This is a genomic window from Faecalibacillus sp. MSK20_93 (assembly GCF_020589945.1).
GTDB lineage: Bacteria > Bacillota_I > Bacilli_A > Erysipelotrichales > Coprobacillaceae > Faecalibacillus > Faecalibacillus intestinalis.
This window is the reverse complement of the sequence record NZ_JAJDKA010000128.1, coordinates 1-1,466: the sequence shown is the minus strand read 5'-3', so window position 1 is coordinate 1,466 and position 1,466 is coordinate 1. Positions and strand designations below refer to the sequence as shown.

General features: G+C 31.2%; 2 protein-coding genes. Both read right to left on the bottom strand.

Annotation, left to right across the window (positions count from 1 at the left end; translation table 11 throughout):
- Positions 1–322: 322 nt before the first annotated feature.
- Positions 323–1,036, bottom strand: a complete 714-nt coding sequence (locus LJD34_RS15895) for a GntR family transcriptional regulator (RefSeq protein WP_032089599.1) — start codon at positions 1,034–1,036, stop codon at positions 323–325.
- Positions 1,037–1,254: 218 nt separating this feature from the next.
- Positions 1,255–1,466 (bottom strand): transposase (locus LJD34_RS15890; RefSeq protein ID WP_227360356.1); only part of this gene is annotated, 212 nt, incomplete at its 5' end.

The following is a 1,466-nucleotide window of genomic DNA, read 5'->3' as shown; positions in this document are numbered from 1 at the left end:
GGAACGCATTTTTAATTGCAGATAAATATTTGTTTTGACCGCACCATGCACCAGCGCGACCTAAGACATCCGCCATTTTGTCCATAAATTTTTCCTCCCTTAAATATTTTTTTGACACTAATAGTATAATCTATTATGCAAATAAAAGTCAATGTTTTTTTAAATTAAAAGTACCATACTTTTAATTTAAAAAAACATAATCTTTAAAAAAACCGCATAAAATAAGGGTTTTTCAACGTTTTTGAAAACGGTTATTTTTTTGATTTTTTTGTTAAAAAAAGAAAACGCTATCATTTAGACAGCGTTTTTTTATGTTTTTTGGCTATTGAACCGTTACTGTTTGAAGTTCAAAATTGTTGTAATGATATCTCGTAAATGAATATTCAAAGATAATCCCACTACTTAAATATGCCGTTTGTTCAACTTCAATATATGGTTCATATTCCTTCAATCCCAAATTTTCTTGTTCTAACGGACTCGATAGATGAGCACGTATAGTTTTATGCGTACTTTGTATCTTTAATTTTAATTCTTTTTCAATATACTGGTATATCGAGCCTTTCAAATGCTCTAATTTTAAATTTGGAATAATAGAAATAGGCATGTATGTGATTTCTAAACAATACGGTTTATCATCAAATACTCTTTTTCTAATAATATGATAGACAAAGGATCCCTCTTCTATTTGTAATTTTTTAGATATATGCTCATCACTCGGTATAACCGAAAATTCAATAATTTCACTTTTTAATTCACCTTTGCCTTTTAATTTTCGTGTTAAACCCAATCCTGATTGTTTAAGTTGAGTTGCATCTTCTGAAGAAGCATCATAATCCTTTACAAAAGTTCCTGCTCCTCTTCTTCTTACAATCAATCCTTCTTTCACTAATATATCCAAGGCTTTTTTCATTGTTTCTTTATTACAATGATAAGCAACACATAATACATATTCATAAGGGAGTTTTTGTCCATATGTATATTTTTTATCAAAAATCTTACTTCTAATATCATCTGCGATATCAATATATTTAACCATAGACTATCCCTCCTACCATAACTAAAAATACCATACTTTTCATAAATTTGCACGGACTTTTTAACAAGAAGGTTATTTTTGTTTGACACTCCCCATGTCTAAAGACAGGGGATTCTTGCTACCTGCCAACATTGTTGACTGACCAGTTCATTTCTGATAGGTTGCAGTGCAAGATAGGGGCATGCCATTACCCTTCCTAGAGCAGAACCTATAGTTCTCTAGGCAGTATATCTGTTACCAATATACTCAGTTGAGTTGCATATATTTATAGCTCCAAACAGATCCCTGTGTGTATGATATCCACATCTGCATATATAATTCCTGTCTTTTGCATGATGAACACTTCCACATATCGGACAAATTTGACTTGTATACGCTGGATCTACATACTCAACTTCTATGCCTGCCAGTTTTGCTTTGTATTCTATAA

Excerpts from the sequence above, each read along its gene's own strand:
- LJD34_RS15895 (WP_032089599.1), bottom strand. The coding sequence starts at position 1,036 with ATGGTTAAATATATTGATATCGCAGATGATATTAGAAGTAAGATTTTT.